A 22,795-nucleotide genomic window follows, 5' to 3' on the forward strand; every position below is an offset into this window, starting at 1 on the left:
AAAATAAGTTTATACTGTAGACAGAACTAAAAATAGGGGCGGTTTACTATGAAAACAGTTGTTGTATTAGGTGGCGGTATTACTGGTTTATGCACAATGCATTATCTGCAACGCCAAGTGAAGGAAAAAAATTTAGATGTTCAGCTAGTGCTCGTAGAAAAAAATACATATTTAGGTGGCAAACTATATTCAGCCTATGAACAAGGTTTTATTATGGAAACTGGTGCTGATTCAATCGTAGCTCGCCATAAAGGTGTAATGGAGCTAGTGCAGGAGCTAGACTTTGAAGATCATCTCGTTTACAACGAAACAGGTATATCCTATATTTATACAAATAACGAGCTGCACGCCATTCCAGCGGATTCTACTTTCGGTATACCTATGAGTGTGGCATCACTTGAGGAAAGCACACTTATCTCTGACCAGGCCAAACAAGAAGCTTTAAAAGATTTAACTTTACCCAATGCAGGTTTTACAAAAGAAAGCTCAATAGGGGAATTTTTAACTTATTATCTTGGCGAAGAGCTTGTGGAAAATCAAATTGCACCTGTTTTAGCAGGTGTCTATTCTGGTGATTTACACCAACTTTCTATTGCCTCCACTTTACCGTATTTAATTGACTATAAAAATGACTATGGAAGTATCATAAAAGGTTTTGATGCGAATCGTGAGCAATTTGTTAAAGCTGCTAATAAAAAATTTATTTCATTTCAAAATGGATTATCCTCTTTAATTGAGCGATTAGAACAGAAATTAACAGAGGTAGACATCATTAAAGGGGTAGCCACAAATCATGTCCAAAAAATGGAGAACAAGTATTCGATTTCATTAGCAAATGGTCAATACATTGAGGCAGATTATGTTGTTCTAGCGCTACCGAATGAAGCGGTTCAAAGTATATTACAGGACGACTCCTTAACACATTATTTTGATCAGTTTACTACAGCATCAGCCATTACTATTTATCTAGGCTTTGATGTGCCTGATGCAAACTTACCTGCGGATGGAACAGGCTATATTGTATCGCATAATTCTGATGTCACTTGTAATGCAGCAACTTGGACGAGTCGCAAGTGGAAGCATACATCGAAAAACAATCAACTACTTGTTCGCCTATTCTATAAGAGTATTAATCCGGCGTATGAGCAGTTACGTAAAATGACTGACGACGAATTGGCAGCCGTCGCTTTAGAAGATGTTCGGAAAAGCCTAGGAATTGATGAAAAGCCAACCGTTGTGAATGTCACAAAGTGGATTGATCAAATGCCTAAATATGACTTAGCTCACCGGGAAGCGCTACAAGGCTTACTACTAGAGCTGAATGAAAACTATCCGAATTTATCGATAGCGGGTTGCTCTTATTTTGGAGTAGGTATTGGTGCTTGCATTCAAAATGGGAAAAAAATTGGTGAAGAGCTTGCAGAAGAACTATCCAATTTCTAAGTTTTTAAGCAAATAATTTCTTTGTTATGTGAAATAGTCTTGACTCATTCGTCTGTAAACGATATGATTCTTTTAATTATTTAAAAAATTCATACTTAATAATTCTTATCAAGAGAAGCAGAGGGACTGGCCCATTGAAGCTTCAGCAACCAACTTTTTGTCAGGTGCTAAATCCAGAAGACCGTTGAGTCGAAGATGAGAAGGAACAATAATGATGAGTCGTTAAAGCCTTCTTTTTATATAAAAGAAGGCTTTTTATTATACAGAAATAGAGGAAGAGAGGCTAGTTTTATGGGATTGCTTGAAAAATTAAAAACGCATGTATTGACGGCAGACGGTGCAATAGGCACAGTGTTGTATGGCTATGGATTGGAGTATTGTCATGAGGAAATGAATGTTCAGAGACCTGAATTAATTGAAAAGATTCATAGAGAATATATCGCAGCGGGTGCTGATATTATTCAAACGAATACGTACGGTGCCAATGCCATTAAATTAGCTCGCTATGGACTAGAATCAAGTGTCAAACAATTTAATGAAGCAGCTATTACTATTGCTAAGCGAGCAGCAGCGGATGGCGGTCAATTTGTTTTAGGAACAATTGGTGGAATTCGTGGCATTCGTAAAAGCGATGCAACATTAGATGACATATTAGCGACCGTTGAAGAGCAGGCAAGTGTGTTACTTGCAGGAAATCCTGATGGCCTTTTACTCGAAACTTATTATGATTTTGAAGAATTAACAGCAACATTAAACGTGCTACGCGCCAAAACTAATATACCGATAATTGCTCAAGTATCTATGCATGAGCCTGGTGTTTTACAAAATGGTATGTCTTTAAATAATGCGCTACATGAGTTAGAGATTCTTGGTGCAGATATTGTTGGTGTCAATTGCCGTCTAGGTCCATATCATACGATTCAAGCGTTTGAGGCTGTAGAACTTCCGGCAAAGGCATTTATGTCAGCCTATCCAAATGCTTCGCTATTAGATTTAGAGGACGGGCGTGTTGTTTATGAGTCGGAGGCTGATTATTTTGGTCGCGCTGCTGTTGAACTGCGTGATCAGGGTGTTCGCTTAATTGGGGGTTGTTGTGGTACGACACCAAAGCATATTGCAGCCGCAAAGAAGTATTTAGAAGAGCTATCACCAGTTAGTGAAAAGCATGCGAAGCCTAAAAAGATTGAAATTGTTCGTGATGCCGAGCCAGCTAAATTTGAACCACTTCATGAAAAAGTAAAGCGTGAACGCTCGGTCATCGTAGAGTTGGATACACCTAGACACTTAGAAATAGATGGATTTCTTGAAGGGGCCAAACAACTATATGAGGCAGGTGCCGATGTAGTGATGATGGCAGACAATTCATTGGCATCCCCACGTATTAGCAATATTGCAATGGGGGCGTTATTGAAAAGTACTAATGGCGTGCGCCCCCTTACACATATTACCTGTCGAGATCGTAATTTAATTGGTCTTCAATCACATTTAATGGGGTTAAATGCCTTAGGAATTCATGATGTGCTAGCTGTTACGGGTGACCCAACGAAGGTTGGAGATTTCCCTGGTGCCACTAGCGTATATGATGTCTCCTCGATGGAGCTTATCCAATTAATTAAACAATTAAATGAAGGGGTTTCTTTCTCAGGGAAACCACTACGGAAAAAGGCTAACTTCTCTGTGGCTGCTGCATTTAACCCTAATGTTCGTGTTTTAGATCGTGCTGTGGCACGCTTAGAAAAAAAGATTGAGCATGGAGCAGACTATTTCATTTCACAGCCTGTTTATACAAAGGAAAAAATTATAGAAATATATGAAGCAACGAAGCATTTACAAGCACCGATTTATATTGGCATTATGCCCGTTACGAGTTATAAAAGTGCAGAGTTTTTACATCATGAGGTGCCAGGCATAAAATTATCTGAAGATGCTTTATCAAGGATGAAAGCATGTGGTGAAGATAAGGAACGCGCTACACTTGAGGGGATTGCAATTGCCAAGGAATTAGTAGAAGTGGCTGCGCAATATTTCCAAGGTATTTACCTTATTACACCATTTTTACGCTACGATGTGACATTAGAATTAATGAAATATATAGAGCAATTGGATGAACAGAAAAAAGGGGTAAGTATAAATGGCTAAGCACATGATTGAAGAACAACTTGATAAAAGAATATTAATTCTAGATGGCGCAATGGGAACCATGCTGCAAAATGAAAACTTATCAGCAGATGATTTTGGTGGAGAGGACCTAGATGGCTGTAATGAAAATTTAGTGCTTACTAGACCTGATGTCATTGAGAAAATTCATCATAAGTACTTAGAGGCAGGGGCAGATATTATTTGTACAAATACATTTGGTGGAACACCTCTTGTATTAAATGAATATAATCTAGGTGCAAAAGCGGAAGAAATTAATAAACGTGCAGTTGAAATTGCCCGTCAAGCAGTTGACAATTATACGACTTCCGACTGGCCCCGCTTTGTTGCAGGCGCAATGGGTCCAACAACGAAGACGTTGTCAGTTACAGGCGGCATTACATTTGATGAATTAGAAGAAAATTTCTTTGTGCAGGCAAAGGCATTGATTGAAGCAGGGGCAGATGTGCTATTGCTAGAGACAAGTCAGGATATGTTAAATGTGAAAGCAGGTACCCTTGGGGTAACTCGTGCTTTCGAGGTAACTGGTAAAGAATTACCTGTGATGATTTCTGGAACAATTGAGCCTATGGGGACTACTCTTGCAGGGCAAACCATTGATGCCTTTTATATTTCCATCGAGCATATTCAACCATTATCGGTGGGCTTAAACTGTGCGACGGGACCTGAATTTATGACGGATCATATTCGCTCATTAGCAGAGCTGTCAACGGGGTATATTAGCTGTTATCCAAATGCAGGCTTACCTGATGAAGAAGGATGTTATCATGAGTCTCCAGAATCTTTATCGCAAAAATTAAAAGGATTTGCAGAAAAGGGTTGGCTCAATATTGTGGGTGGATGCTGTGGTACAACTCCTGCACATATTGCGGCTATACGTGAAATTTTAAAAGATGAAAAGCCTCGTCAGCTACCAGAAAAAACGCATGGTCACGCAGTATCAGGTATCGAGCCACTTCTATACGATGATTCTATGCGTCCGTTATTTATTGGGGAAAGAACAAATGTTATTGGTTCTCGTAAATTCAAAAACTTAATTATTGATGGGAAATTTGAGGAAGCAGCAGAGATCGCAAGGGCGCAAGTGAAAAATGGCGCACATGTCATAGATATTTGCTTGGCGAACCCAGATCGTGATGAATTAGCAGATATCCGTGGCTTTATGCAGGAGGTCGTGAAAAAAGTTAAGGTTCCACTTGTTATTGATTCCACAGACGAAAAGGTTATTGAAGAGGCACTCAAGTTTTCGCAAGGGAAGGCCATCATTAACTCTATTAATCTAGAAGATGGTGAAGAACGGTTTGATGCCGTATTGCCATTAGTGAAAAAGTACGGTGCCTCGTTAGTTGTGGGAACAATCGATGAAACAGGGATGGCAGTCGATCGTCATCGGAAGCTTGAAATTGCTGAACGTTCCTATCAATTACTCACAGAAAAATGGGGAATGCAACCTGAAGATATCATTTTTGACCCATTAATGTTCCCAGTAGGAACGGGAGATGAGCAATATATTGGCTCAGCACTAGAAACAATTGAAGGAATTCGTCTCATTAAAGAAAAAATGCCCCGTGCATTAACGGTGCTTGGAGTTAGTAATATTTCGTTTGGCTTACCACCGGTTGGACGCGAGGTTCTCAATGCTGTATATCTTTATCATTGTACACAGGCTGGTTTAGATTATGCCATTGTCAATACTGAAAAGCTAGAACGGTATGCCTCAATTCCAGAAGCGGAAATTAAACTAGCCAATGACTTGTTATTTAATACAAATGATGAAACATTAGCCGTATTTACCGATTTTTATCGTGATAAAAAGAAGGAAAAGACTGAAGCAGATATTCCGAAAACTGTAGAAGGTCGCTTAGCCTACTATATATTGGAGGGGACCAAAGAAGGACTTATTGCTGATTTAGAGGCTGCCCGAGAAATATTTGAGTCACCTCTTGATATTATAAATGGGCCTTTAATGAATGGGATGGCTGAGGTTGGTCGTTTATTTAATGATAACCAATTGATCGTAGCAGAGGTTTTACAATCTGCTGGAGTGATGAAGGCTGCTGTTGCCCATTTAGAGCAATATATGGAGAAGAACGAGGAGAGTGCAGGCAAGGGGAAAATGGTGCTTGCTACTGTAAAAGGTGATGTGCACGATATTGGAAAAAACCTTGTTGATATTATTTTAAGTAACAATGGCTATAAGGTTGTAGATTTAGGTATTAAGGTGACGCCTGCTCAATTAATAGAAGCTATTCGCAAGGAAAAGCCAGATTTCATTGGGTTATCGGGTCTATTAGTTAAATCAGCACAGCAGATGGTCACTACCGCCCAAGATTTCAAAGAGGCAGGAATTGATGTGCCAATTTTAGTAGGTGGAGCTGCACTTTCCCGGCGTTTTACGGAAACAAAAATTGCTGATGAATATGGTGGTCCTGTTATTTACGCAAAGGATGCGATGCAGGGATTAGAGCAGGCCAATTTATTAATGGGTGCGGGGACACGTGAAAATTTCTTAGCAGAAATAGCGGAATCTCGCCAAAAACGTTTAGAGGCAGATGAAAAACGAGCAGCTCGTCCTGTCAAAGAGATTACAATAAAACCTGCTCGTACAGTAAAGGAAGCACCCGTATTTTTACCGGCTGATTTGCGTCGTCATGTAAAGAAAGAATATGCTGTTTCACATTTATATCCATATGTGAATATGCGGACATTGCTTGGGCACCATCTGGGGTTAAAAGGGCAAGTTCAACCATTACTAGATGCTGGCGATCCTAGAGCAACAGAGCTTAAAGATTTAGTGGATGATTATTTAAAAAGTGATCTTTTAAAGCCTTCAGGTTTATATCAATTTTTCCCTGCCCAAGCAGATGGAGATGATGTAATTATTTATGATCCAGCAGATAACAAAACAGAAATTGAACGTTTTACTTTCCCACGTCAGCAGGTCGAACCTTTTTTATGCCTGGCTGATTTCTTAAGAACGGTAGAAAGTGGAGAAATGGATTATGTTGCACTTATGGTAGTGACAGCAGGGCAAGGAGTTATGGCAAAAGCTCGTCAACTAAAAGAAGATGGTAAATTTCTTGAAAGTCATGCCTTGCAGTCGACGGCACTAGAATTAGCAGAGGGCTTTGCTGAACGCATGCATCAAGAAATTCGTGATCAATGGGGTTTCCCAGACGTGACAGACTTCACGATGCGCGATCGTTTTGCGGCTAAGTATCAGGGGCAACGTTTTTCATTTGGTTATCCAGCATGCCCAAACTTAGAGGATCAAGAAAAATTGTTTGGCTTATTAAAGCCTGAGGATATTGGTGTTCATTTAACGGAAGGCTTTATGATGGAGCCAGAAGCATCTGTATCGGCGATTGTTTTTGCTCATCCTGATGCTCGATACTTCAATGTATAAGGCGTAAAATATGAGGATATAGATAGTGGATGGATTGCCTATCTATATCTTCTTTTCTTGCTATTGAAGGTAAGGATAATTTCGGAAGGACGTGAGGAAAATGATTCGATTGATGGAAGAAAAAGATATACCTGAGGTGTTAGAAATTTATAATGATATTATTTTAACGAGCAAAGCAGTCTATCGATATGAAATTCAATCTTTAGATGAAAAAAAGAAATGGTTTAGCGACCAGCAAGCATTAGGAAATCCGTTGTTTGTATATGACGATAATGGGATGGTCGCTGGCTTTGCAACTTATAGTCAATTCCGTCCTTATCCGGGTTATAAATATACAATGGAGCACTCCGTTTATGTACATAAGGACCGCTATCAAAAAGGTATTGCAACGAATCTTATGCTTAAGCTAATAGAGAAAGCGAAGGAACAAGGGGTAAAGACATTGGTTGCTGGTATAGATGGAGAAAATATTGGTAGTATTAAAGCACATGAGAAACTAGGCTTTGAATATGCAGGAACCATTAAAAATGCAGGCTATAAATTTGAACAATGGCTAGATCTTGTGTTCTACCAACTGCATCTGACTGGACCCAATTCATAAAAGGATATGACAAATGTCATATCCTTTTTGTGATGTTTGCGTCTGTTGCTGACTTATACTCTTGTTTTATGATGAGATCATAAGGAAAAGGAAACGAGGGAGTAAAAGATGGCAACAATTAAAGAAAAAACAAAAAAATTACGCCAAGATGTAGCGCCTTTTGCTAAATCAGATATGCGTAAAAGTGTTTTTCAAATGATCAATACCATTGTACCGTTATTTGCTTTGTGGGTGGCAGGTTACTTGTTAGTTGATGTTTCACCATGGCTAACAGCTGGTTTAAGCGTTATTTCAGCTGGTTTTGTCGTAAGAACTTTTATTATCTTTCATGATTGTACACACGGGTCATTTTTCAAAAGTAAAAAGGCAAACGACTGGGTTGGATTTTTTACTGGAGTGTTAACGTCATTCCCATATGAAAAATGGAAGCGTGAGCATACAATTCACCATGCAACAAGCTCAAACTTAGACAAGCGTGGTATCGGTGATATTGATATGATGACTGTGGAAGAATATATGCAATCCTCAAAGGGTCAACGATTATGGTATCGCTTCTATCGTAATCCATTTGTAATGTTTGGTTTAGGACCTTTATATATGGTACTTGTTTTAAATCGTTTTAATCGTAAGGATGCAAAGCAAAAGGAACGTACCAACACAATGTTAACGAATATTGTCATTGCCGGAGTTTGTGCCGCTTTAATCTTCTTTATGGGCTGGCAAGCATTTTTATTAGTCCAAGGTGTGACACTATTTATTGCGGGTGCTTTAGGAATTTGGTTATTTTATATTCAGCACACATATGAAGATTCTTACTTTGAACATGATTCAGAGTGGGATTATGTGAAAGCTGCAGTAGAAGGTAGCTCATATTACAAATTGCCGAAAATTTTACAATGGGTTACAGGGAATATCGGTTTCCATCATGTCCATCACTTGGCTCCTCGTGTACCTAACTATAATCTTGAAAAGGCTCATAATGAAACGCCGCCATTACACACGGCGACAACGATTACTTTACGAACTAGTTTAGAATCATTGCGTTATAAGCTATATGATGAAGAGCAAAGTAAATTTGTAACGTTTAAAGAAGTCGAATTAATTATAAAACGGAAAGCAAAAGGCAGTATTGCCGCTTAGTTAAAACAGCCATCTCAATTAGAGAGATGGCTGTTTTAAATATAGCCGAGAAAATAAGCATGTACGGGCAAAAAAATAATTTTCTTGTTATAATAAGGGAAAAGTAGGAAAGAGCGTGAGATTATGTTGAGAAAATGGCATAGTATTATTCCGAATAGTCCTATGCTCAGTATATATTTATGGATTATTTTTTGCTTTCTACCGTTTTTCTTCATTTTTAGAAAATCATCTTATATAGAAATCTCTATAGGCATTACGTTTTTAATGCTATATTTTATTTTCTATCGATTTTCCATGAATTCGAAAAGCGGACTAGTATATATGTGGATCAGCTTTGAAATGGTTATTAATATTGTCATGACGATTTTATATGGTTATGTTTATCTTTCCATTTTTACAGCCTTTTTTATTGGAAATATACGAAGACCAGTTGGTTTCTATATTATGTACGGTCTACATATTGGCTTTACAGTCATATCTACAGGTGCCGGCTTTTTTGTTGAGCTTCAATTATTTTTATCACAATTACCTTTTGTCGTGTTAACTATTTTAGCTGTTGTTCTACTACCGCTAACGATCTATTCCAAAAATAAACGCGAAAACTTAGAAGGGCAGTTAGAAACGGCCAATGAGCGTATTGCAGAGTTAATTGTTTTTGAAGAACGACAACGTATTGCACGTGATTTACATGATACACTGGGGCAAAAATTGTCTATGATCGGTTTGAAAAGTGATTTAGCATCAAGGTTAATTGATCGTGATCCACAGCAAGCTTTAGTTGAAATTAAGGATATACGCCAAACTGCCAGTATCGCCTTAAAAGAGGTTCGTGAATTAGTTTCAGACATGCGTACAGCAAAATTTGAAGATGAGCTCATGCGTATTTCTCAAATATTAAAGGCAGCAGAAATGGAATTTGTCTTTGAAGGCGATAAAAATGCCTTGCAAGTGCCACCGCTTGTAGAAAATGTTTTGTCTATGTGCTTAAAAGAGGCTGTTAATAATGTTGTGAAACATAGTGGTGCGACAAAATGCGAAATAGCTTTCCATCAAAATTTTAAAGAAGTTTACTTAGTAGTTCGTGATAATGGACAAGGCATTACGAAAAAACAAGCATGGAAAACTGGGAACGGATTAAAAGGAATGCGTGAGCGATTAGAGTTTATCAACGGTTCTTTCAAAATTGAAAGTGTGGACGGCACGACATTATCAGTAACCATTCCAGTGGCTATTACGCATCAAAGTGTGAAAGAAAATCTGAAGAACATATAGAAAAGAGGCTTGTGACATGATACGAATTGTGATTGCTGAAGATCAGGGGATGCTATTAGGCGCTCTTCGCTCTTTACTTAGTATGGAGGAGGATATGGAGGTCGTTGGCTTAGCAAAAAATGGTGAGGAAGCATTGATGCTTGTTAAAGAGCACCAGCCTGATATTTGTGTTATGGATATTGAAATGCCAGTTAAAACTGGCCTTGATGCAGCAGAAGAAATGCATGGCTCTGGCTTGGATTGTAAAGTCATTATTTTAACTACATTTGCTAGACCAGGTTATTTCGAGCGTGCTAGAAAAGCTAGTGTAAGGGGATATTTATTAAAGGATAGCCCTATTGAGGAATTAGTTTCTGCAATCCGGACTATTATGGATGGTAAACGAATTTATGCCCCTGAGCTCGTTGATTTTGTGTATGAGGATGATAGTGAAAATCCATTAACTGAGCGAGAAAGTCAGGTGCTGACTCTTGTGGCAGAGGGCAAAACAACGAAGGAAATTGCCGCAGAGCTATTTTTATCTGCTGGAACTGTTCGTAATTATATTTCAACGATTTTAGAAAAATTAAACGTAGGCAATCGTATTGAAGCCATTGCACGCTTTAAAGAAAAAGGATGGAATAAATAAGAAAAGAACCTTATCGCATGGTAGCGGCAAGGTTCTTTTCTGTTTTACTTATTGCGTTTTGTTAAGCGTCCAAGAACGAATGCACCTGCAGCTACAGCAAGAACTGTATTCGTCTTTTTCGTAAACACTTGTTTTGTGACAAGGTTAAGGTTTTGAGGGCGTTCAGCTAGGCGACGCATAAAGTAACCGTACCAATCTTCGCCGAATGGAACGTACACACAGAAGTTATAGCCTTCTTTAGCTAGCTCTTTTTGCATATCTGTACGGAATCCATAAAGCATTTGGAATTCGAATTTATCAAGTGGAATATTATGATCAGCTACAAAGCGTTTAACGTGAGCAATAATATTATGGTCATGTGTAGCAATGGACGTAAATTTACCATGTAGTAAATGATATTCAATTAACTCAATAAAGTTTAAATCGATATCCAATTTATCTTGATAAGCAACTTCAACAGGCTCTTTATACGCTCCTTTTACGATACGTAAACGGTAGTCCTTGAATTTTTCGATATCGTCTTTTGCACGGTAAAAGTAAGATTGAATCACAGTTCCAACATTATTAAATGTTTTAGACAATTCTTCTACCATATCAAAAGATGTTTGAAGACGCCCAAAGTCCTCCATGTCGAAGTTAACAAATATATCATAAGCAGCCGCTTTTTCAACAATTTCATACAGATTGTCATAGCAGAAATCTACATCAATATCTAAACCTAATTGAGAAGGCTTTAATGAAATATGTGCTTTTACATCATTTTCATGAATAGCTTCTACCACAGAGAGAATTTTATCTTTTGCAGCAGTTGCTTCTTCTTTACTTGAAACAAATTCACCAAGGTTATCTACTGTACATGAGATATTATGTGCATTCAGTTCTTTGATGCTTGCAATTGTTTCTTCAATATTTGTACCAGCTACTACACTTTGTGCTCCTAATTTTAGGCCATATTTCTTTGCAGCACTATTCAATAGTTGGTTTTCAGATAGCTGGATGAAAAAATCGCGTAATAACATGGTCATTCTCCTAACTGCATTTTCTTTTTAGTATATCATAAATTATTAAAACTATATTAAATCTGCTTAACAATTATTTCAATTCAAGTATTTGCATACGCTCATTAAAAAGTGCAGGATAACTTAAAAAACCAATCATGATACTTGATAATGTCGCCGTTGTTAGGAGAGCGAAGATGATCAAAAGTTGAAATTGTACAGCCTGAATGGGGTCGGCACCACCAATGATTTGGCCGCTCATCATACCTGGTAGCTGTACTAAGCCAATTGTTTTTTGGCTTTCAATCGTGGGAATCATACTCGCCTTTACGGCATTGATAAGTTGTCGATGAACAGCTTGTTTGGGTGTGCCTCCAAGTGACAAGATTAATTCCATTTGATCTTTATGGCTAGTAATTTCAGCCGTAAATCGGTTTAAAAATAAAATGGATAACACCATTGAATTACCAATTAACATACCACTAATTGGAATAATATACTGAGCGGTCGCTGGCACAATGTTAAAGCCAAGTAAGACTCCTTGTGTAATGATTTCTATCATCACAAGTGTCAGTGCTATTTTCCAGGTGATCCCTTTAATACCTTCTCCTTTTTTTCGAGCATTAAATGTAGCGACTAGTATCATTAACGCAACCATAAGAAAAATATATACATAACTATTTGCATCAAAGACAAATTTTAGTATATAGCCAACAGCGAGCAATTGAACGATAGACCGAAGGGTTGCAATAAGCGTATCTTTTTCAAGTCCTAATTTTAATGTTTTGGATAGCAGTAGAGGGATGCACACGAAAATTAATGTTAGTGATAAGGACGTATAAGTCATATGTTAGCCCCCTGTACAAATTCTGCTACGCGTGGGTTAGTCGGTGCTTTAAGTAAAGCGCTCTTGCCAGTTTCTATTAGCTCCCCATTCATCATGACCCATGTATAGTGTCCGATCGTTAATGCTTGTTGCAAATTATGAGTAATCCAAATCATCGTCACATTATATTTTTTATTAATAGTGGCGATGAGCTTTTCAATTTCCTTTACAGATTGGCGATCCAGTGCAGAAGTTATTTCATCTAATAATAAGATAGAGGATTGATTAATAAGTGTTCTTGCTATAGAAACCTTTTGACGCTGTCCTCCTGATAAATCATTTGTGGATTGGTGTAAGAAGCTTTCATCTAAGCCAACATCCTCTAAATATTGAATGGCCTCCTGTTGAGAGAGTTTTTTTCCCTGCAATGTCCGGGGGAGTGCGAGGTTTTCCTTTACAGTGCCAGCAATCATAGGAGCAGCTTGTAGGGCGATACCAACATGTCTTCGTAATGCTGAGGGCTCATAATTTGAGATGGGCTCATTATCAATGAGTATATGTCCGTTTGTCGGTGAAAGAAGGCCATTACATAATTTAAGCAGGGTTGTTTTACCTGCACCAGAAGGGCCGACGAGAGTGGTAATTTGACCTTTTGGAAACGACCCAGTAATTGACTTTAATATCATTTTGTCATTTACTGAGAATTGAACTTGTTGAAAGTGAATGGCAGGCTCGTATAGAGTATTCATGTAGTGAAACTCCTTTGCTATAGTCAGTAAAATAACTGTAGCATGAAATGAAGGAAAGATGCAGTTTAAATATAAGATTTTAGAAATGAAGGGATAATAGGGAATGGAGATATTGTATTTCGATACGTTAACGTTTGCACAAGGTGCTATGTACATCGTAGCCACATCTGATGGACTTGCCTATATTGGAACGCCTAATGCATCATTTGATGAGGTTAAGGAGTGGGCAAAAAAGCCTTTTAAAAGTTATAGCTTTGAGAAAAATGAAGAAAAATTGCAACCATATAAGGAACAATTAACAGCCTATTTTAACAAGGAATTGACAGACTTTGATGTACCTATCCATGTGAAGGGGACACCTTTTCAATTAGCTGTGTGGGACGCCCTAAAAGAATTACCCTATGGTTCAACAACATCGTATGGAAGCATCGCAGAACGTATTGGGAACCCCAAAGCAGTTAGGGCTGTAGGTAGTGCTATTGGTGCGAATCCAATATTAGCTATTATTCCATGCCATCGTGTCATTGGCAAAAATGGTCAATTAACAGGCTTTCGTAGTGGACTAGATGTAAAACAATTTTTATTAGAACTAGAGAAAGATTAATACGTTCATTAGCCATTAGTTCAAAAAGGAAATCTGTCTGCTACTTTATTAATAGCAGAGCAGATTTTTCTTCTGTCTATATGTGCTGTTCTTCTTGTTGTACAGTGTTTTGTGTTTTACCGAAATGTGTTAAACGATGGGCAAAGGTTTCTCCTCGAACCGCAGAGCTTTTGAAAATATCTTGGAATTCGTAGGCAGGCGCTCCGTGTTCCATGACATCTAAACCAGCAATTTCCTCTTCCACCGTTACACGTAAAGGTACAAAAGCTTTAATGATAAATATACCGGCTGCTACAGATACACTAACCCAGGCTATTGTAGCGATCACACCGATAGCTTGAATGCCTAGCAAACTCAAACCACCACCATAAAATAAGCCTTGCCCGTTACTATCAAATAATCCAACGGCTAATGTCCCCCACACACCGCAAATACCGTGTACAGCAATTGCACCAACTGGATCATCTACTTTTAGCTTCCACTCAATGAATCGCACACCTTCAACAAGTAATGGAGCGGCGATAAGGCCAATTATAATAGAGCCGATAATGCTGACATTTGCTGCACCTGCTGTAATTCCTACTAGTCCTGCTAGTGCACCATTTAATGTGAGGGAGCCGTCAATATGTCCATAACGGAACTTCGTATAGAAGGAGGTTGCTACGACACCAGCGGCCGCTGCAAAAAATGTATTTGCGATGACATTCGGAACAAGTTCAGGATCGGCAGCTAAAGTGGATGCGCCATTAAAGCCAAACCAACCAAACCAAAGTAAAAATACGCCTAATGCTCCTAATGGAATACTATGACCTGTAATAACATTTACTCGACCATTTTCATATTTACCTAGTCGTGGTCCAACCATAACTGCGGCGATAAAGGCAGCTACAGCTCCCGTTAAGTGAACGACTGTTGAGCCAGCAAAATCCACAAAGCCTAAATCAGTCAACCAACCTTGGCCACTCCAAACCCAATGGCCTACAACAGGATAAACGACTAATGACATAAGTATAATGACTCCGATATAAGCAAAAATATTAGTACGCTCTGCCACAGCACCAGATAAAATAGTTGCTCCTGTTGCAGCAAACATTGTTTGGAAAATAAAGAATGAAAGATCATCGACTCCGTTTAAAGCAAAACCACTTATGCCGAAAATACCACCTACACTGTCACCAAACATAATTGCGTAGCCACATAAAAAATAGACAATTCCCCCTAGGGAAATAGTTAGAAAATTTTTCATGATGATGTTTACAGCATTTTTTGAACGTGTAAACCCTGCCTCTACCATAGCGAATCCAGCATGCATAAAAAATACTAAAATTGTGCCTAACATCACCCAAATTAAATTAACAGATAACAATAGTTCATCCATCTATATCGCCCCCTTTATTCTACTGCAATCGATCCGACTTCTTTTGTTCGGATACGAATTGCTTGTTCTACTGGATAAATGAAAATTTTTCCATCACCAACCTTGCCAGTTGCTGCTTCGCGCAATAGTATTTCTACAATGCCATCCACTTTACTATCATCTACAATCATTTCTAATTTCAATTTAGGTAAAAACTCAATTTCATACGTATTACCACGAAATAAACCAGTCCTCCCTAATTGACGGCCACAACCTGCGATTTCAGAAACGCTTAGTCCTGCAATCCCTTGTTGTGCCAGACCGTCCCGAACGGCTCCAAAAACCTCAGGACGAATGATGACTTCGATTTTTTTCATCTGTACCAGCTCCTTGCGTAATTTTAATTTACATGTTAAATCGCCTGAAACAGTAGTGCAATTACTTTTTTAAAATTCGTGTTAGGTTTTATCACACGAATTATTTTTATTCTCGAAATAGTTGCTGTAAAAAGGTTTTAGAATGGGAATGAAAGCGGTACTAAAATTTGTGTCTAAAATATGAACAGTTCTAAATTTTCTGACTATTTGTGTTAGAAAACCTTACATTAGGGAGTGTGAATGTCATACGCAAGAATTTGGGTATATAGTGTATACTAGGACTAATTATCAAAGCGGAAGAAGGGGTTTCTTGTGAGATCAAACTATGCAGATGATAGCTTAGCGCTACACACAGACTTATATCAAATCAATATGGCCGAATCCTATTGGGCTGATGGGATACATAATAAAAAAGCAGTTTTTGAGTTGTATTTTAGAAAATTACCATTTGGCAATGGTTATGCAATATTTGCTGGCCTAGAGCGAATGCTGGATTATTTACGGAATTTCCGTTTTAGTGAATCTGATATTGCGTATTTACGTGATGAAGTTGGTTATAAAGAGGATTTTATTGAGTATTTAAAAGATATTCGATTCACAGGGGATATGTATTCGATGGTAGAGGGAGAGCTTGTTTTTGCCAATGAACCGATTGTTCGAATAGAAGCTCCATTAGTGGAGGCTCAGCTTATAGAAACAGCATTATTGAACATCGTTAATTATCAAACATTAATAGCGACGAAGGCTAGTCGTATTAAACAAATCATTAAAAATGAAGTAGCCATGGAATTTGGTACACGACGCGCACAAGAAATGGATGCAGCTATTTGGGGTACACGTGCAGCCTTTATAGGTGGTTTTGCTTCCACTAGTAATGTAAGAGCAGGTAAACTGTTTAACATCCCAGTGTCTGGTACACATGCACATGCGTTGGTACAGGCCTATAAAAATGATTATGATGCTTTCCATTCTTATGCAAAACGTCATAGCGACTGTGTTTTTCTTGTAGATACGTATAATACTTTGAAATCAGGTGTTCCAACGGCTATAAAAGTAGCTAAAGAATTAGGAGACAAAATTAATTTTATTGGTATTCGTTTAGATAGTGGAGACATTGCGTTTTTATCAAAAGAGGCTCGTCGCATGCTAGATGCTGCAGGTTTCCATGATACAAAAATCATTGTTTCAAATGATTTGGATGAATACACGATCTTAAATTTAAAAGCTCAAGGGGCAAAAGTAGATGTGTGGGGAATCGGTACAAAGCTTATTACAGCTTATGATCAGCCTGCATTAGGTGCTGTTTACAAAATGGTTGCCATTGAAAACAGCGATGGTCAACTGGAGGATACCATTAAAATATCAGCGAATGCTGAAAAAGTATCAACGCCAGGTCTCAAAAATGTATATCGTATTATCGATAAAAAGAATGGCAAGGCAGAGGGAGATTATATTGCGATGCAAGATGAAAACCCTCAGGGGGAGGAACGTATTAAAATGTTCCACCCAATTCACACGTTTGTCTCTAAGTTTGTCACGAATTTCGAAGCGAAAAATTTACATCAGCATGTGATTCATAATGGAGAAATCAACTATCATAACCCAACGCTTGAGGAAATGCGTGATTATGCAGCCGGAAATTTAGAGCTGCTTTGGGATGAATACAAACGTGCGATGAATCCTGAAGAGTATCCCGTCGATTTAAGTCAAAAATGCTGGGATAATAAAATGCGCAATATTGAGGAAGTTCATAACATGGTTAAGCAAATGTAAAAAGGGAGTGATGGAAACAATGACTTTACAGCAACAAATCATTGAAGAATTACGTGTACAACCAACTATCTATGCCCACGAGGAAATACGTAAATCCATTGATTTCTTAAAGGAATATGCGAAACATTATAGTTTTGTAAAAGGATTTGTTCTTGGTATCTCTGGTGGTCAGGATTCAACATTAACAGGAAAGCTAGCGCAACTAGCTGTTGACGAGCTAAATAAAGAAGCTGGTGAAATGAAGTATTCATTTTGGGCGATTCGCTTACCATATGGAGTGCAAGCAGATGAGCAAGATTGTCAGGACGCTATCGACTATATTAAGCCGACGGGATCTTATACAGTTAATATAAAAGATGCTGTCGATGCGAGTGTGAGGGCCCTAGCAAATGCAGGTGTTCAGCTGAATGATTTTGTCAAAGGGAACGAAAAAGCACGGGAGCGTATGAAAGTGCAATATTCGATTGCTGCAATGAATGGAGCAGTCGTATTAGGAACGGATCATGCAGCCGAGGCCATCACAGGTTTTTATACTAAATTTGGTGATGGAGGAGCTGACTTAATGCCAATCTTTCGTTTGAATAAACGACAAGGGAAGCAGTTATTGGCAGAGCTCAAATGTCCTGAACATCTTTATATGAAGGTGCCAACAGCAGATTTGGAGGAAAATCGCCCATCTTTGCCAGATGAAGTGGCTCTTGGGGTGTCCTATGATCAAATTGATGATTATTTAGAGGGGAAGGAAATCCCAGAAGAACCTCGCCAACTACTGGAAGGATATTATTTGCGTTCGCAACATAAACGCCATATGCCTATTACAATATTTGATGTTTTTTGGAAGTAAAATAAGGGAAAAGAGTTGTAAAAGTGAATCTCACTTTTGAAAATAGCTCTTTTCTCTCTTTTTTTATGCAATTTGGTTCTATGTTGTTAAATATCATCATATAATGTCGATATAATTACCTATAAGGATTATAAAATGTAAGGGAGGGTAACTAAATATGAGGACTTCTAGAGTAAATGCAACGACAAGTAGTGTTTTTCGTCAGGAAAATCAATATTTACATGCAGGTGATATTAGCCATAATTTTGGGCAAAATCCACAAAATCTATTTAAAAATAGTTTGCAAAGAAATAAAGAGAAGAAGCGCAGTTCAATAAATGCGCCAAATCAGCAGAAACAGCATCAACATACAGTGCCTATCCATATGGATAGTACGAATGATTTGCAAATACGTCATGAATTAAATGAAACTGCGTTAAAGCTTAGTCGTTTAAGCAGACAAAAGAAGCGACTTAATAGTTACCGTTCTTCCATATAAAGACCAGACTCTCCACAGCCAAACATGTGGGGAGTTTTTTTGTGTATTTGAATGAAAAAGAAGTGCTAAATTCAAATTATTTGAAATGAAGATGTTCATTGAATGTTCAAGATAATTTTTCCAATTCTTCACCGCGATTTTTTACTAATTTCACAACTAATCTGTATTGTTGAATATGGCAACAGAAAACTAAATTTGGAGGGAATAGTTGTGAAAAAATTATGGTTACCAGCATTAATAGTATTATTTGTACTAGCAGCATGTACTAGCGAAAAACCTCAGGTAAAGGAGAAGGAATCAGAGCAAGGCGCTACTGAAATAGAAACGAAGGTAATGGATGATTCTGTACAAGTTGCTTCACTTGTAGATTCGCGGTTACAAGAGCCGAAGGAGGATACAGTTTGTGAAATGTGTAATATGAAGGTTTACATGAAGGATCATGAAATGGGCGTATTTTCAGCGCAAGCGATAAAAGAAGATGGGACTATTGCTTTTTATGACGATATTGGCTGTTTGTTAAATGCAGAGGTTGCTAATGAAGAGAACAATGCAAAATTTGTCCGTGATTTTGTGACGAAGGAGTGGGCGAAGGTCGAAGATGTAACAATTGTGAAAACAGAGCTGAAATCTCCGATGAACTGGGGCTATATTTACTTCGTGAACAAAGCGGAAGCAGATACATACATCCAAGAAAATTCGAATGCTTATATGGAGAAACTACAAAAAATTAAAGATGACGCATTGGAACGACGTAAGAAAATGATGGAAAAAAAGGCTGAGGGAGAGAATGGAGATTCTAGTTCTATGCATTCAAGTGATATGAATCATGGGCAAGAGGGACATGGTCATTAAAAGCTTAGACTAGGGGGAACTTTCCTCTAGTCTTTTCATGCTGAATAAGGAGGGACAGTAATGAAACGAATAGGTTGGTTCATATTGTTTTTTCTATGGACATGTCAAACAGCAAATGCAGAGTTTGATCTTCAATTTGCTATTGATCAAGCGAGACCTGGAGAGATTGTTCATATTCCTGCCGGTCGTTACCAAGGAAATTTTACCGTAAAGAAATCGATTACACTCCAAGGAGAAAAAGGGGTTGAACTTTATTCTCAAAATACTAAACCTGCATTAAAAATAGACCATACGGCTAATGTCTCTATCGAAGATATAATGATTTCTGCCAAAAACAAAGGGATTGTTGTTAATGAAGTGGAGAATTTAAAAGTGAAAGCTATTGAAATAAAGGATGTACAAGTGGGTATCCATATTCAACGTTCTAAGCATATTCAATTATTAGAAAATAAGATTGTTGGTAAACAGTTACATTATGCTGAAAAAGGCAATGGGATTGCTGTGTTTAAAAGTGAGGACATTGCTATTGAACATAATGCAATTGATCTTGTGCAAGATGGGATATATGTAGAAGACGTGAGACATATCAATGTGCGACAAAACGAAGTGACAAACAGTCGTTATGGAACGCATTTTATGTATTCATGTGATGTGAAGGTGCTTTTTAATTCATATTTACATAATGTGACAGGTCTTATGGTAATGATGACTACGGACTTAGAAATAGCGAGCAATACATTTAGTAACCATAATGATTTCAATAGCTATGGCCTTTTAATGTATGACACACAACAGGCGAAGGTAAGAAAAAATAGCATTCGAAATAATCGGGTAGGTGTAGCAATGCAAAAATGTTCAGTCATACAAATACAAGAAAATGGGTTTCAGATGAATCAGACTGCCTTAGAAGGAACAAAGGTAGATAATCACTCTATCATCAATGATAATCAGTTTACTGGAAATATATTAACGGCAAGATCGGACCAACAAGGCTTGCGATTAGTTCGTAATTTTTATGATGATTACCGAGGGTTAGATGTTGCGGGAGATGGTTTCGGAGATGTTCCCTACGTGGCTGTGTCAAGCTTTGGTCAATGGATGGTGAGACAACCGGTTTATCAATTTTTTGTGGCATCACCGAGTGTTATGATTCTGACATCACTTGATCAGGAAGTGAATAAAACAGAACAAAATTTGCTTGTAGATAACGAACCAAGATTAATCAGCCATACGAAAGAGAAGTCGTTTTCGATCAACATCTTACAATTTATTTTTGGTTTAGTTGTATCTATGAGTGGATTTTGGCTGTGGAAAAGAGGGGTGTAAGTATGACGAGGTGGATAGCCATTCTAGTTATATGCAGTACAATATTGGGTGGTTGCGGCGAAAAGACGTATAACCCACGTGATATTATCCGTGAAACAGATATTTGTGAAATTTGTAATATGAGTATCGTTCATCATGAATATGCTGGACAAATTGTGCTCACAAATGGAGATTATAAGATTTTTGATGATATTGGGTGTTTGATGGATTATCTGGCGCTAAATGGTGAGGATGAAATTGGCGCAGCCTATATTAAAAATAAAGCAAATAATGAATGGATTGACGTTTATAAAGCTACCTATGTGTACAATGCAGGTTATTGGACTCCGATGAACTATGGAGTACTTGCATTTGCGACGAAGGATGAGGCGCAGGAATGGATGACCAATGAAGGAGAGGGGCAATTATTAGCCTATCAAGATTTGCTGACGTTTAATTGGGGGATTCATGAATGATGTTTGTGAAAATAGAGTTGAAGCAAATTTTAAGAAGCCATTGGATGCAACTAGTAGCTTTTCTTTTTACTTTTGTTTTTGTAGCCATTATTGTCATTCAGCGAATGGCATTACCTGATGTGGAGGGCTTTACACGTCAAACGGCATCATTTTTAAATGTGTTATTGTTTCTATTACCTTTATTTATTATCACCATTGGAAGTATGAGTATAGCCGGCGATATTGAATCTGGCTGGTTTTCGTTATTAAAAACATATCCAATGAAAATTGGGCAATATATTATAGGGAAATATGTGGCTATATCACTTGCCTTTTTATTAGTAGTGCTTGTGGCATTTGGCGTTGTCTTAGCAATAGGTGGTCTATTAGGCGGCGTCCAGTTACCGATTATTTTAGTGATCCTTACGTTATTATGTATCTTTATATTTGTCTCATTAGGTATTGTACTGGGGGCAGTGGCTAAAACAAGATTATTTGCACTAGCCTTATCACTTGTTGTATGGTCCTTTTTTTTACTGCTCATTTCTTATGCGTTAATGGCTCTAGGTGCAGTTGTAGCGGGTCATGTTTTACAAAAGCTTACCATTATATCGATACATATTAATCCCGTAGAATGGCTACGCTTTGGTTATTTTATATTCACCAATCAGGCTAGTGTGCTTGGTCCAGCATTTTATGGTGTCACGAGGTTTTATTCGTCAACTTTAGGTCTTGTGTTGTATGTGGTGGTGACGCTTCTTTGGATCCTTCTACCACTTATGCTAGCTACTAAGTTTTCGAAGGAGGTCACACAGCGATGATTCTTTTAGAAGCCAAAAATATAGCCAATGTCTATGAAAATGGTAGAGGTTTAAAAGAAGCTACCTTTACATTACATTCTGGTAAAATTTTAGCGCTGGTTGGGGGTAATGGTGCCGGAAAGAGTACGTTGATCCGTTTACTAACGGGTCAAGAGAAGGGAAAGTCCGGAGAAATGATATGGCATAAACCAGATGTCATTCGTTATATGCCTGATGACGTAAATTTTCCAACCATGCTAACGGCAGCTGAAATTTTTGATCTACTAGCCTCTTTAAAGCAAGTAGATCAAAATGAACAAGAGTGCATATTGAAGCGTGTTTCCTTGTGGGATGTTCGTAATCAACCAGCTAAACAATTTTCTAAAGGGATGCTTCAGCGACTAAATCTTGCGCAATGCTTACTTGGAAGTGGATCTTTGCTGATCTTGGATGAACCGACAAATGGTCTTGATCCATTTTGGATAGCGCAATTAAAAAACGTAATGTTAGAGGAAAAGAACAAAGGAAATACGGTCATATTCTCTACTCACTTGCTGTCTTTTGCTGAAGAAATAGCAGATGATGTATTAGTTTTACATGATGGGGAAATTATAATTTCTGGTGGGATCACTGAAATTTTCACACAAGAAAATTCTACATCTTTGGAAGAAATATGGTTAAAAAGATTAAAATTGTAACATTCTAATGAATAGTGACGTTATATACTAAA

Annotated in this window: 21 protein-coding genes and 1 riboswitch; of the genes, 16 read left to right on the top strand and 5 right to left on the bottom strand. The window is 37.9% G+C overall.

Going from position 1 to position 22,795, the window contains the following annotated elements:
- Window positions 1-48: 48 nt before the first annotated feature.
- The 7 genes from AC1Q6O_RS21645 (at window position 49) to AC1Q6O_RS21675 (ending at window position 10,647) form a co-directional block, all read left to right on the top strand.
- On the top strand, window positions 49-1,443 hold the full coding sequence (locus AC1Q6O_RS21645) for a protoporphyrinogen oxidase (protein WP_090003208.1): 1,395 nt from the start codon (window positions 49-51) through the stop codon (window positions 1,441-1,443).
- A gap of 102 nt (window positions 1,444-1,545) precedes the next feature.
- Window positions 1,546-1,645, top strand: a riboswitch (SAM riboswitch).
- Window positions 1,646-1,734: 89 nt separating this feature from the next.
- Window positions 1,735-3,582, top strand: coding sequence for a bifunctional homocysteine S-methyltransferase/methylenetetrahydrofolate reductase (locus tag AC1Q6O_RS21650; protein WP_090003209.1), 1,848 nt, complete (start codon window positions 1,735-1,737; stop codon window positions 3,580-3,582).
- Window positions 3,575-7,006, top strand: a complete 3,432-nt coding sequence (gene metH, locus AC1Q6O_RS21655; protein WP_089987283.1) for a methionine synthase — start codon at window positions 3,575-3,577, stop codon at window positions 7,004-7,006. The genes AC1Q6O_RS21650 and metH overlap by 8 nt, the downstream gene beginning before the upstream one ends.
- Before the next feature lie 100 nt (window positions 7,007-7,106).
- Window positions 7,107-7,607, top strand: a complete 501-nt coding sequence (locus AC1Q6O_RS21660) for a GNAT family N-acetyltransferase (protein WP_090003210.1) — start codon at window positions 7,107-7,109, stop codon at window positions 7,605-7,607.
- 108 nt (window positions 7,608-7,715) lie between these two features.
- Window positions 7,716-8,747, top strand: a complete 1,032-nt coding sequence (desA, locus tag AC1Q6O_RS21665) for a Delta(5) desaturase DesA (RefSeq protein ID WP_008173709.1) — start codon at window positions 7,716-7,718, stop codon at window positions 8,745-8,747.
- Between the two features lie 123 nt (window positions 8,748-8,870).
- Window positions 8,871-10,019: a sensor histidine kinase gene (locus tag AC1Q6O_RS21670; protein ID WP_419690797.1), complete on the top strand. Its 1,149-nt coding sequence runs from the start codon at window positions 8,871-8,873 to the stop codon at window positions 10,017-10,019.
- Window positions 10,020-10,035: 16 nt separating this feature from the next.
- The gene (locus tag AC1Q6O_RS21675; protein WP_008173706.1) at window positions 10,036-10,647 is read left to right on the top strand and encodes a response regulator transcription factor; all 612 of its coding nucleotides are present in this window, start codon (window positions 10,036-10,038) and stop codon (window positions 10,645-10,647) included.
- A gap of 44 nt (window positions 10,648-10,691) precedes the next feature.
- Here AC1Q6O_RS21675 and AC1Q6O_RS21680 read toward each other — a convergent pair whose 3' ends face one another.
- The 3 genes from AC1Q6O_RS21680 to AC1Q6O_RS21690 all read right to left on the bottom strand — a co-directional run bounded on the left by AC1Q6O_RS21680 (window position 10,692) and on the right by AC1Q6O_RS21690 (window position 13,220).
- Complete coding sequence (locus AC1Q6O_RS21680) at window positions 10,692-11,666, bottom strand: proline dehydrogenase family protein (RefSeq protein WP_008173705.1); 975 nt, start codon at window positions 11,664-11,666, stop codon at window positions 10,692-10,694.
- A 73-nt stretch (window positions 11,667-11,739) separates the two neighbouring features.
- The gene (locus AC1Q6O_RS21685) at window positions 11,740-12,492 is read right to left on the bottom strand and encodes an ABC transporter permease (RefSeq protein WP_089987286.1); all 753 of its coding nucleotides are present in this window, start codon (window positions 12,490-12,492) and stop codon (window positions 11,740-11,742) included.
- Window positions 12,489-13,220, bottom strand: coding sequence for an ABC transporter ATP-binding protein (locus AC1Q6O_RS21690; RefSeq protein ID WP_008173703.1), 732 nt, complete (start codon window positions 13,218-13,220; stop codon window positions 12,489-12,491). Before AC1Q6O_RS21690 ends, AC1Q6O_RS21685 begins: the two co-directional genes overlap by 4 nt.
- 103 nt (window positions 13,221-13,323) lie before the next feature.
- Here AC1Q6O_RS21690 and AC1Q6O_RS21695 point away from each other — a divergent pair, with 103 nt between their 5' ends.
- Entirely contained in the window at window positions 13,324-13,824 is a 501-nt protein-coding gene (locus AC1Q6O_RS21695) for a methylated-DNA--[protein]-cysteine S-methyltransferase (protein WP_090003211.1), read from the top strand.
- A gap of 76 nt (window positions 13,825-13,900) precedes the next feature.
- On the opposite strand, the gene AC1Q6O_RS21700 is transcribed toward AC1Q6O_RS21695, so the two are convergent.
- Both AC1Q6O_RS21700 and AC1Q6O_RS21705 read right to left on the bottom strand, forming a co-directional pair.
- The gene (locus tag AC1Q6O_RS21700; protein ID WP_089987288.1) at window positions 13,901-15,202 is read right to left on the bottom strand and encodes an ammonium transporter; all 1,302 of its coding nucleotides are present in this window, start codon (window positions 15,200-15,202) and stop codon (window positions 13,901-13,903) included.
- A 14-nt stretch (window positions 15,203-15,216) separates the two neighbouring features.
- A complete protein-coding gene (locus AC1Q6O_RS21705; RefSeq protein ID WP_012291989.1) occupies window positions 15,217-15,558 on the bottom strand; it encodes a P-II family nitrogen regulator in 342 nt (113 codons plus the stop codon).
- A gap of 312 nt (window positions 15,559-15,870) precedes the next feature.
- Between AC1Q6O_RS21705 and AC1Q6O_RS21710 the strand changes: the two genes are divergently transcribed.
- The 8 genes from AC1Q6O_RS21710 (at window position 15,871) to AC1Q6O_RS21745 (ending at window position 22,763) form a co-directional block, all read left to right on the top strand.
- The gene (locus AC1Q6O_RS21710; protein WP_008173699.1) at window positions 15,871-17,331 is read left to right on the top strand and encodes a nicotinate phosphoribosyltransferase; all 1,461 of its coding nucleotides are present in this window, start codon (window positions 15,871-15,873) and stop codon (window positions 17,329-17,331) included.
- A 19-nt stretch (window positions 17,332-17,350) separates the two neighbouring features.
- The gene (gene nadE / locus AC1Q6O_RS21715) at window positions 17,351-18,175 is read left to right on the top strand and encodes an NAD(+) synthase (RefSeq protein ID WP_107922845.1); all 825 of its coding nucleotides are present in this window, start codon (window positions 17,351-17,353) and stop codon (window positions 18,173-18,175) included.
- A 157-nt stretch (window positions 18,176-18,332) separates the two neighbouring features.
- Window positions 18,333-18,653, top strand: a complete 321-nt coding sequence (locus AC1Q6O_RS21720) for an NAD synthetase (protein WP_089987290.1) — start codon at window positions 18,333-18,335, stop codon at window positions 18,651-18,653.
- A 210-nt stretch (window positions 18,654-18,863) separates the two neighbouring features.
- Window positions 18,864-19,505, top strand: coding sequence for a putative periplasmic lipoprotein (locus AC1Q6O_RS21725; protein WP_107922844.1), 642 nt, complete (start codon window positions 18,864-18,866; stop codon window positions 19,503-19,505).
- A gap of 60 nt (window positions 19,506-19,565) precedes the next feature.
- Window positions 19,566-20,831: a NosD domain-containing protein gene (locus AC1Q6O_RS21730; RefSeq protein WP_492402200.1), complete on the top strand. Its 1,266-nt coding sequence runs from the start codon at window positions 19,566-19,568 to the stop codon at window positions 20,829-20,831.
- Between the two features lie 2 nt (window positions 20,832-20,833).
- Complete coding sequence (locus tag AC1Q6O_RS21735; RefSeq protein WP_043989619.1) at window positions 20,834-21,286, top strand: nitrous oxide reductase accessory protein NosL; 453 nt, start codon at window positions 20,834-20,836, stop codon at window positions 21,284-21,286.
- On the top strand, window positions 21,283-22,086 hold the full coding sequence (locus AC1Q6O_RS21740; protein WP_237068910.1) for an ABC transporter permease: 804 nt from the start codon (window positions 21,283-21,285) through the stop codon (window positions 22,084-22,086). Before AC1Q6O_RS21735 ends, AC1Q6O_RS21740 begins: the two co-directional genes overlap by 4 nt.
- Window positions 22,083-22,763, top strand: a complete 681-nt coding sequence (locus AC1Q6O_RS21745) for an ABC transporter ATP-binding protein (protein WP_089987292.1) — start codon at window positions 22,083-22,085, stop codon at window positions 22,761-22,763. The genes AC1Q6O_RS21740 and AC1Q6O_RS21745 overlap by 4 nt, the downstream gene beginning before the upstream one ends.
- Window positions 22,764-22,795: the final 32 nt, after the last annotated feature.

It is taken from the genome of Lysinibacillus sp. GW823-FHT06C08, assembly GCF_058795135.1.

Bases quoted from the DNA above. Each gene is read 5' to 3' on its own strand.
- AC1Q6O_RS21735 (WP_043989619.1), top strand. From the start codon at position 20,834: ATGACGAGGTGGATAGCCATTCTAGTTATATGCAGTACAATATTGGGT.
- AC1Q6O_RS21745 (WP_089987292.1), top strand. From the start codon at position 22,083: ATGATTCTTTTAGAAGCCAAAAATATAGCCAATGTCTATGAAAATGGT.
- AC1Q6O_RS21695 (WP_090003211.1), top strand. From the start codon at position 13,324: ATGGAGATATTGTATTTCGATACGTTAACGTTTGCACAAGGTGCTATG.
- AC1Q6O_RS21650 (WP_090003209.1), top strand. From the start codon at position 1,735: ATGGGATTGCTTGAAAAATTAAAAACGCATGTATTGACGGCAGACGGT.
- AC1Q6O_RS21730 (WP_492402200.1), top strand. From the start codon at position 19,566: ATGAAACGAATAGGTTGGTTCATATTGTTTTTTCTATGGACATGTCAA.
- desA (WP_008173709.1), top strand. From the start codon at position 7,716: ATGGCAACAATTAAAGAAAAAACAAAAAAATTACGCCAAGATGTAGCG.
- AC1Q6O_RS21720 (WP_089987290.1), top strand. From the start codon at position 18,333: ATGAGGACTTCTAGAGTAAATGCAACGACAAGTAGTGTTTTTCGTCAG.
- AC1Q6O_RS21700 (WP_089987288.1), bottom strand. From the start codon at position 15,202: ATGGATGAACTATTGTTATCTGTTAATTTAATTTGGGTGATGTTAGGC.
- AC1Q6O_RS21690 (WP_008173703.1), bottom strand. From the start codon at position 13,220: ATGAATACTCTATACGAGCCTGCCATTCACTTTCAACAAGTTCAATTC.
- AC1Q6O_RS21680 (WP_008173705.1), bottom strand. From the start codon at position 11,666: ATGTTATTACGCGATTTTTTCATCCAGCTATCTGAAAACCAACTATTG.
- nadE (WP_107922845.1), top strand. From the start codon at position 17,351: ATGACTTTACAGCAACAAATCATTGAAGAATTACGTGTACAACCAACT.
- AC1Q6O_RS21675 (WP_008173706.1), top strand. From the start codon at position 10,036: ATGATACGAATTGTGATTGCTGAAGATCAGGGGATGCTATTAGGCGCT.
- AC1Q6O_RS21705 (WP_012291989.1), bottom strand. From the start codon at position 15,558: ATGAAAAAAATCGAAGTCATCATTCGTCCTGAGGTTTTTGGAGCCGTT.
- metH (WP_089987283.1), top strand. From the start codon at position 3,575: ATGGCTAAGCACATGATTGAAGAACAACTTGATAAAAGAATATTAATT.
- AC1Q6O_RS21660 (WP_090003210.1), top strand. From the start codon at position 7,107: ATGATTCGATTGATGGAAGAAAAAGATATACCTGAGGTGTTAGAAATT.
- AC1Q6O_RS21740 (WP_237068910.1), top strand. From the start codon at position 21,283: ATGATGTTTGTGAAAATAGAGTTGAAGCAAATTTTAAGAAGCCATTGG.
- AC1Q6O_RS21645 (WP_090003208.1), top strand. From the start codon at position 49: ATGAAAACAGTTGTTGTATTAGGTGGCGGTATTACTGGTTTATGCACA.
- AC1Q6O_RS21685 (WP_089987286.1), bottom strand. From the start codon at position 12,492: ATGACTTATACGTCCTTATCACTAACATTAATTTTCGTGTGCATCCCT.
- AC1Q6O_RS21670 (WP_419690797.1), top strand. From the start codon at position 8,871: ATGTTGAGAAAATGGCATAGTATTATTCCGAATAGTCCTATGCTCAGT.